The organism is Candidatus Dadabacteria bacterium, from assembly GCA_026705445.1.
GTDB lineage: Bacteria > Desulfobacterota_D > UBA1144 > Nemesobacterales > Nemesobacteraceae > Nemesobacter.
This window is the reverse complement of sequence record JAPPAR010000028.1, coordinates 1-8,859: the sequence shown is the minus strand read 5'-3', so window position 1 is coordinate 8,859 and position 8,859 is coordinate 1. Positions and strand designations below refer to the sequence as shown.

Annotated in this window: 6 protein-coding genes; 3 read left to right on the top strand and 3 right to left on the bottom strand. The window is 44.5% G+C overall.

The window, feature by feature from the left end; translation table 11 throughout:
- Positions 1-178: 178 nt before the first annotated feature.
- Both OXG75_06620 and OXG75_06615 read right to left on the bottom strand, forming a co-directional pair.
- Positions 179-1,522 carry an oligosaccharide flippase family protein gene (locus OXG75_06620; GenBank protein ID MCY3625644.1) on the bottom strand — a complete coding sequence of 448 codons (1,344 nt, stop codon included), beginning with the start codon at positions 1,520-1,522 and terminating at the stop codon, positions 179-181.
- A 71-nt stretch (positions 1,523-1,593) separates the two neighbouring features.
- The gene (locus OXG75_06615; GenBank protein ID MCY3625643.1) at positions 1,594-2,697 is read right to left on the bottom strand and encodes a glycosyltransferase; all 1,104 of its coding nucleotides are present in this window, start codon (positions 2,695-2,697) and stop codon (positions 1,594-1,596) included.
- A gap of 235 nt (positions 2,698-2,932) precedes the next feature.
- Here OXG75_06615 and OXG75_06610 point away from each other — a divergent pair, with 235 nt between their 5' ends.
- Entirely contained in the window at positions 2,933-3,469 is a 537-nt protein-coding gene (locus OXG75_06610) for a hypothetical protein (protein ID MCY3625642.1), read from the top strand.
- A 104-nt stretch (positions 3,470-3,573) separates the two neighbouring features.
- Positions 3,574-4,452 carry an ATP-grasp fold amidoligase family protein gene (locus OXG75_06605; GenBank protein MCY3625641.1) on the top strand — a complete coding sequence of 293 codons (879 nt, stop codon included), beginning with the start codon at positions 3,574-3,576 and terminating at the stop codon, positions 4,450-4,452.
- Positions 4,453-5,739: 1,287 nt separating this feature from the next.
- Here the strand turns inward: OXG75_06605 and OXG75_06600 are convergent.
- The gene (locus tag OXG75_06600) at positions 5,740-6,954 is read right to left on the bottom strand and encodes an ABC transporter permease (protein ID MCY3625640.1); all 1,215 of its coding nucleotides are present in this window, start codon (positions 6,952-6,954) and stop codon (positions 5,740-5,742) included.
- Between the two features lie 335 nt (positions 6,955-7,289).
- On the opposite strand from OXG75_06600, the gene OXG75_06595 reads away from it, so the two are divergent.
- Positions 7,290-8,750, top strand: coding sequence for a transposase (locus OXG75_06595; protein MCY3625639.1), 1,461 nt, complete (start codon positions 7,290-7,292; stop codon positions 8,748-8,750).
- Positions 8,751-8,859: the final 109 nt, after the last annotated feature.

Sequence of the window (8,859 nt, the reverse complement as noted above, 5' to 3'; positions counted from 1 at the left end):
CTTTATTATAACACAAACAACGGCCTTTTCTATACCTTACCGTGAGAAATCCGGGCTAACAACAAGGTTCTGGATAACCCTGCAAAAAAGAGATTCCGGCAAGGGTCACATACCTAGTAGTCCTAACCGTAACTTCATTTAACAAGTTCAGAAGTGGACCCCAAAAGTCTAGGGAAATTCACTTCATAGGATCTTGGGGTTTCTGTAAAATGGAATGGTTAGTTCTATAGCGGATCTTGTTAAATGTAAATAAGGAAAACACAAATATTAAGATTGCGGGTACAAGTCTTGAGGCAGCAGCTCCATTATATGAGTACGCTTGAACCAATACCAAAAGTACTGCTACATAAGACATGGAGGACAGAGCGACCCTAATCACTCTTTGTCTCAGTCTGTTATGTGCTAATTCTGCTGAATCAATCCAGAAGCAAAGAGCGAATAAGATCTCGGAGATGACAATTAGCTGCATAGCCAATGTAGCGGGTTCGTATGCGCTACCGAAGAAGATAATAATGATTTTGTTTGCGAACAGAAAAAATATTAGTCCAACCGGCAGAAAGACTTTCAGGAGATTCTTAGTAGAATAGGAGACAATATCACTGAAAACTTCTTTCGAACCACGACTTTGAGCAGCTACAAGGGCTGGATATATTGTGTCTTGTACAGGTTTTCGCAATTTTACGCTCACGCCGGAAAAAATTATTGCTACTCTGTATAATCCAACCGCTTCTTTGGCTGTGAAATATCCCAGAATTAGCACGGGAATCTGCCTGCTGAAAGCATTGCTAAGAAAACCGGTAAAAGTTGAGACAAGAACAAACGAGCGAACTTCTTCAAAGGTAACTTCCAAATTCTTGACTTTGGCGGTTGTCCATCTTTTTAATCCAGATTGCCTAAGAACTCTGAGTACCTCTATCTGAAGCATCAGGAAGAATACAAAAGCTGCTACCACGTAGCAGACAAAAACTCCTTCTATTCCGAATCCAGCAAGAAGGGAAACAGCTATCAGGACAACTCTTAATCCGGTACGGGAAGTTCTCACAAAGGCTATGGTCTTGAATCTGTCAAAGACCCTGAGAACCGCTTCCGAACTCTTATTGACGCTTGATACTAAGATACTTGCTGAATAAATGAGCGTGAATTTGAACGTGTTTTCAGAGTGGATAAAGAGGTCGTCTGCCACTCCGGCGAGAATAAGGCACACTCCTAGGGCTGCAATACCCACCAAGAAATCAAGCACGTAAAAAAACTTGATGAACGAGAGGACTTTGTTTTTTTCTCCGAGCTCTCGGTATTGCCCGACATATTTTACGACGGCATCGGGAGACCTCAGGTCGATTAGTCCGTTGATTATGCCTACGTAAGCTATTATCAGGGTGAAGAGACCTAACTGCTCAACCCCTAAAAACCGGGCGATTAATATGGGTTCGGCCGCCGAGAAAAGAGAAGCCGCCATGCTTCCACTGAAAAGCCAAGATGCGTTTTTGAAAAGGTTTCTTGTCGAATTGCCCGAGGCCGGCATATGAAAAGTTCCGTCTAGGAGAGTAAAACACCGTATGATATAACTTTGTTTATTCTACCTGAATGGGCGTACTATCTCCGCTCCTCTAGGATTTCCCTAAATATTTTAAGATTTCCCTCGGTCATTTTTTCGACGCTCAATTCTCCTACTCTTTTTTTTGCCTCTTCACCCATTTTCGCTGCGAGAGTCCCATCCTGAAGCAATTTCAAAATGGCTTCTGCCATCTTTTCTGGATCTCCGACCGGAACGAGAATTCCGCTCTTTCCATTCTCGATAATTTCTCTTGCCCCAAAATCGTGATCGGTGCTTACAACCGGAAGCCCTAAGGCAAGAGCCTCTAGCAGTGAGTTTGAAAATCCCTCAAACAGCGAGGAGCAGATAAAAATATTGCATCTTATGGCATATTTTTGGGGATTGAGAACTGAACCGGTAAAGTCGATTTTGTCTCCAATGTCAAGCTCTTTCGCTGTGGATACGATCTTGCTTTTCAGCGGCCCGTCGCCTACAAGAAGAAGTCTGAGCGGAGTAACGTCGTTTACTGCACTTACTGCTTTCACTAGGTTTTCATATCCCTTTGACGGGAACAGCCTTCCCACCGCCGCTGCCACAGGAATTTTCTCACCGAACCACCGGTGTGCCACTTCTTCCCTAGACCGCTTCTCTATATACTCTATGTCCACACCGTTTTGGACCGTTCGCACGCTCTCTCCGACTCCTAGCTGTGCAAGGTTTTTCCTCCCTCCATTTGAAAGTATTATTACCATATCCGCCATTCTGTAGCAGAAGATCTTGGCAAATTCGATTGCGTTTCTGACAATAGGTGGCCAACGTTTGAGACTTTCCTTTATGTTGCTAACTTCAACTGCAACGGTCTTGATTCCGAGAATCCTGCCCGCGAAGATCACTGCTGGTTTTGTTGTCCAGAACCTACTGTAGAGAATGTCGGGCTTTCTTTGTTTTGCGGTTTTGTAAACGAAACGGAATCGTGAAAGAAAATTCCCGTTAGAATTATAAGAAATGATCTTAACCCCTCTTGAAAGCTGGGAAGTCATATCCATTTTTTTATCGGTAAGTAGAATCGTAACTTCGCACCCATTGCGAGCAAACCCGTTGGCAAGCTCTATAGTCTGCTTTTCGGAACCCCCTCCCCCGAGATTAAGACGGGGAGCTACCATCATTATTTTCACTTCTGTGTATACCTCACTGATGTCTTAAGGTTTCTATAGTGTCCGGCACACGCTTTTTTTGCAAACGGTATGCTGAAAAGATTTGCATGGGGGTGGGGAGTGCAGCGGTAGCCGACATGGACAATAGCTTTTCCGGTCATATGTCAAGCGATGACTGGAAGGATAAAAAGTATGGCTCACTTCCGCCAGTCGGCTTAATGTGACCGGACTAAGAGTTGTGCATTTGAAAAAGTCTGCGACTTTCCCTAACAAGGAACAAACAGGTTTGGGTTGGTTCAAGTTTTTAAGTGCCAAATTTGACAATAACTTCAGGTTCAAACAGTATAAGTGCGGCATGGGGAGAAAGATGAAAAAGCTCCTTTTGATTATTCTATTCTTTTTGTCGTTTTTAGCCCCTTCCTATTCGGAAGAAAAGGTTTATAGAACTTACACCGACATCGGAGAACTTGAGGAACCTACCCTAACTATTTCACAGGTGCTTTCCTCCCGTGACGAGTTTCACAGAAAGGTGTTTACCCTTGAGGGGCAGGTGGGCGAAATAAAGTTCAAGGAAATGAGAGATGGAAAGAAATTCACCCTGTTCTGGTTTTTTGAAGATGATCCAGAAAAAAGAATAAATGTCTATGCAAGGGGTTTTGTTGAGGGCATTGAGAATGGAACTAGGATAAGGATTTTTGGATGGTACAGAAAGCATAAAAGGCATTTCCTGATAAAGCGCAAAAACATTATGAAAGCCAAGAAGATTCATATTCTTCAATGAATTTTGGAAGGGGCCAAATCATTCCTTACTGCCGACTGAATCGTGTTCCCATGCACCGGATTTGACAACAACCCATTCTATCGGTTGGTTAGTAGTGAACAGCCATGATGACAATGGAACCGTTAGCAAGATCATTACTAAGACTGTTGCCTGATGAAGCACTTGTCCGCTTAGAGTTTCTATACAATTTCGGCAAGTTTTTGAATTTGAAAAATCCGAAGACTTTCAATGAGAAAATACAGTGGATAAAACTGTATGAAAAAAACCCCTTGATGACATTGTATGCGGATAAATATGAAGTCAGGAAAATTGTTGAGAAGAGAATTGGGTCGCACATACTAAATGAACTTTACGGTGTTTTTGAAAGTCCAGACGAAATAGACTTCGATTCATTACCTGAATCTTTCGTTTTAAAGGCAACACATGGTAGCGGGTGGAACATAATAGTCAGAGACAGGTCGGTTCTTGAAATAGAGAAAGCAAAAAAGAAAATGAAAAATTGGCTGGGGATGAATTTCTACGTGAAAAAAAGGGAATGGGCTTACAAGGATATTCCACCACGGATAGTTTGCGAAAAATATATGGAGAACAAAGACGGATCGCTCAATGACTATAAGTTTTACTGCTTCAACGGGGATCCTCTCTTTATGCAGGTGGATTTCGATAGATATTTCGGGCACTCTAGAGCGTTTTACGACCCCGAGTGGCAAAAACTCGATTTTTTTATTGCAAAGAGCAGGAAAGCCCGTCGCTGTGAAAAAGAACACAAACGCCCTGACTGCTTGACGGAAATGGTTAAAATCGCGCGCGTACTCTCAAGTGATTTCACATTTGCGCGTGTTGACATGTATGAAGTTGACGGAAAAGCAGTTTTTGGTGAAGTAACGTTCTATCCGAAAAATGGAGGGGGAAGGTTTTCTCCAGAGCGTCGGGATGCAGAATTCGGTGATTTACTGCGATTGCCCGAAGTGCAACTAGATTAGTTTGACGGAGCTTAATTTTCTCATTCGTATCTCGGGACTCCTATTGGATTAAGTGCAGTAGCTTTTTTCGCAGGGTATATTCGGAAAACTATTCCCACAAGGGCGAAGAAGAGAAAAACCACGATTATGTACAGCACGGAAATCCGAGTTTGCAAAAGACCTTCGTCACTGCTATAGGGGAACTAAACAAGCAGGTGGTCTGAACGAGGTAGATCAAACCTTTTTTGAGAATTGAATAACAAAGTTTTTCATAAACGATACCGAAACGGCATGTCCAGAGTAAAGAAAACTGTCCGTTTTATCGCCCGCGCGAAAAAGTCCAGTACTGCAAACAAGCCAACAATATAAGGAGGGCGATACCGAGTTCTAGTATTTCCTCTATAACGCGCATTGGTGTCTTCACTTCACTCGATAGGATTATTGCGAAGTTCTCGTGCAAGATTCGCGGAGCTGAATCAAGCAACTTAGCGACCAACATAACGAGCAAAGCCGTAGCAGTTGTTAAGGAGTACCCGTATCGGCTGCGCAGTCCAGATGCCAAATTCCTACCATAGTTCATCACATAGCGGATCAAAGCATATACGCAAGCCAACAGCCCGACACCTACTGCAACTCTTTCTACGAGAGATGTAGTCGGGTCTATGTAGTAATTGAGATTGTTGATTCTTAAGGAAGTTAGTCTACTGTGCATGTCAAGCTCACGAAGCACGAACAACAAGATCAAAAAAGCCGAGTGGCAACGAAATTTCCAGTCTCCTGAGGCAATGAACAAAAGATATACGATCCCGCTGAAGTACAAAATGACGGTGAGATTCTCTATCAAATTCCCTTCCCGAGAAAGTCGTTCCGCGGCGTCACTATCCAGGAATATAGCCAGAAAGGTGATAATCAGGAGACTTGTGATGACATAAAGAAACAGAAATGGCTGACCCGTATTTTTCATAGACCTTAGATTCACAAACGAGATTCTAAAAGTATTTTGAACCAATCACAATAGAGATACAGTTGCGTTGTTCGTAAAGTGTCAAGACTACAGAAAGCCCGGTAAAAAAGCCAGTCTCAGGAACCTCTTGGAGAATTCTTAAGGCGAGTGATTTTCATTTGAAATGAAGAGATAAAACAGACTCTAATGTATACTACAGGTTATGCAAAATCAGAGCGAAGATTTACAAAGCAAGAGCACAAAACTCCTTTATTTTAAAGCGTAGTGGGAACTTGGGAACTGCTGGGATTTCCCAGCCACGAGATTAGGAAAACCGAAAAAATTTCTCGGGGACACTTGATCTTTCATTCGTATCTCAAGGCTTCTATTGGATTGAGTTCAGCCGCTTTTTTCGCCGGGTATATTCCGAAGATAATTCCGACAAGAGCCGAGAACACAAAAGCTACTAATATGGACAGTACCGATATCTGAGTCGGCCAGCCCGTGAGAGTCGAAGCGAGTTTTGAGATCAGTATTCCGGTCACCGTTCCGATCATTCCTCCCACGAGAGAGAGCAGTACGGATTCAATCAGGAACTGAACCAGTATATTTTTCTCCTTTGCCCCAACGGCCAGCCTAATTCCTATTTCCCTGGTTCTCTCCCCAACTGAAACGAGCATTATGTTCATTATTCCTATTCCTCCCACGACGAGTGAAATAGACGCTATGCTTCCGAGAAGCACTGTGAGAATTCGTGAAACGTTTTTGATGGTTTTTATCTGCGTCTGCTGGGTTTTGACGTAAAAATCGTCTTGCGCTTCCTCCTTGATTCCATGCTCCCTGCGCAGAGTTTTCTCTATTTCCGCCTTGGCATATTCCAGATCATAAGCGGGGTCTACGAAAATAGTGATTCTCTCGAGCGATTTTTTGCCGACAAGTCTTTTCTGAACCGAAGTATAGGGAACCAGAATGATATCGTCCTGATCTTTTCCGCTGGGAGTGGGGCCGATAGAAGACATCACTCCGATAACCCTGTAAGTGTATTTACCGATTCTTACGTTTTCTCCGATAGGGTCATGGCTTCCGAACAGATTTTGCTTTACAGTTTCCCCCAACACGCAGACAAGCGCCGCATTTCTTACGTCAAGATCATTAAAGAATGTCCCCTTCTTCGGAAACCAGTCGTTTATCAGAATAAAATCTTTTCCGGTTCCTATAATTGCCGTGAAGATATTTCTGCTTCCCGAGACGACATTTGCATTCGTGTTGAATATCGCCGAGACATATTTTACTATGTCGAGACTTCTTATTGCTTCCACGTCCTTGCCCGTAAGCGGTTTTACGTTTCCTGTAACAATGCTTTTCCCACTCTTGGTTCTTTTCCCGGTATTTACCACAAGGGAGTTTGCTCCAAGGGATGCTAACTGGCCTTCTATCATGTTTTTCGCTCCACCAGTTATGGAAACAAGCGAGATGACGGCCGCAACACCTATGATTATTCCCAGGGTAGTGAGAAAAGATCTCACCTTGTTGCCTTTTATCGCCCTGTATGAAATCTCGATCGAAAGCAGTGGATTCATGAGGTTAATTGTAACCAATTGCCCTTGAGTCGCTAAAGCTGTGTTAATTTGCGTAGAGGCACTTGCGTAGTTGAGTATGGCTATACAGGGCAAGGGGTTTGAGAAGGGGTAAAAAACTTTTTACCCCAGGATTTCCATAAAAATCCCTTAAAACCGCCTGATTTACCCCAAAACTTGAAAATTCCACCCCAAGTGCGAACCGGTTGCAGTGCAGCTGGGGGGGGGTCAGAAACTTACTGAAAACACAAGTAACCTGCTGATATTACTTGATATTAATGTCGCCATGGGTTAGAATTAAAGTATGCCTAAATTAATCTTCCCGGAGGAACAAACCCATGGCGACACAAAATAATCTACCTTTTTCCTGGGAACAAGTCGATAAACTCTCCGACCTAAGACGTCTCGAACTCGTTCTCGATGCCCTGCCCGATGACGATATCATATGCGCCCTCTCCGCGATGCGTAAAAACGGCCGTAACGAATACCCTGTGCATGCTATGTGGAGGGCGCTTATTGCCGGCATAGTCTTTCAGCACGAATCAATCGAGTCGCTCATACGGGAGCTTGACAGGAATTCATCACTGCTTGAGATGTGCGGGTTCTGTCCCATACCCCTGCAAAGACCCGCAAGATACGAAGTCGAACCGGGCGAAGGCGAAGTTATAGCCATAGACTTCCCTGCCCGCAGTCCCGCTCCAAAAGGTTATACCTTCTCTCGGTTTCTTCTGAACGTAGTAAGGATTGAAGAGGAGAAAGGACTTATCTCAAAAATGATTGCCACGATGAGGAAGGAACTTATGGAACTGCTGCCCGACTTCGGGAAGCGTCTGGGATATGACGGCAAGGCCATAGAAAGCCACTCCACGGGACAGGAGAACCGCAAGACGGGGAAGACATCAGATCCTGATGCTGACTGGGGCAAGCATGAAACAAAGGGGGTTGATTCAAACGGCAAGCAATGGACGAAGGTAAAAATCTGGTTTGGCTACTGTCTGCATGTAATAGCAGATACAAAGTACGAGATACCGGTTGCCTTCAGTCTTACCAGGGCTTCTACATCTGAGATACGTGAACTTGAAAGAATGACGGAGAGTTTGTTTACAAAAGACCCGGAGATAGAGGGAAGATGCAGATACTTAAGCGCTGACAGGGGTCTTGACAGCGGGGAGTTTAAAAAGAAGTTGTGGGAGCAACACCAGGTCCGTCCCATTATAGACAACAGAGAACTATGGAGGCAGGAGAAGCAGGGACAGAGTTATGTGGAGGGGCAGAAGATCATGAGACCCCTTCGAAGCGTGCACGACAATATCTTCTACACGGAGAAGGGAGAGATACTGTGTCGCTGTCCTGTAAGAGGGGAAGAACGCAAGATGGCGTTCAGTGGTTTTGAACAGGACAGAGGAAGTTTGAAGTACCGTTGTCCTGATGCTGTGTACGGTCTTGGCTGTGAGGGATGGAAGAAGTGTCACAGGGATGCTGGGTGCGAAACCAAGGGTTACGGCAGGGTGGTGCGTGTACCGCTTGAGAAGAATCATCGTATTTTTACTCCCACACCGCGAAGCAGCGTTACATGGAAGAGGGAATACAGACGCAGAAGTTCCCTGGAGAGGATATATTCAAGAATGGACAACAGCTTCGGGTTTGAGAAGCACTATATCAGGGGCAAAGCGAAGATGACTGCCCGTGTGGGTTTGGCTCTGGCTGTGATGATGGCGCTTGCAGTTGGCCACATAAAGGCGGGAAGGCCTGAGTGCATGAGGTCTCTTGTAGGTGGGAGTTGGGCCAGAGCTGGATAATATCCAAGTGATCAAGCAAAAAATTTAAGCGGTAATGAATTCCTGGGGGATAGCTGCGTGTGCGCCAAGCAAACTAATGCTGGGACAGCCGGTGGAAGTCCGGCGGAGG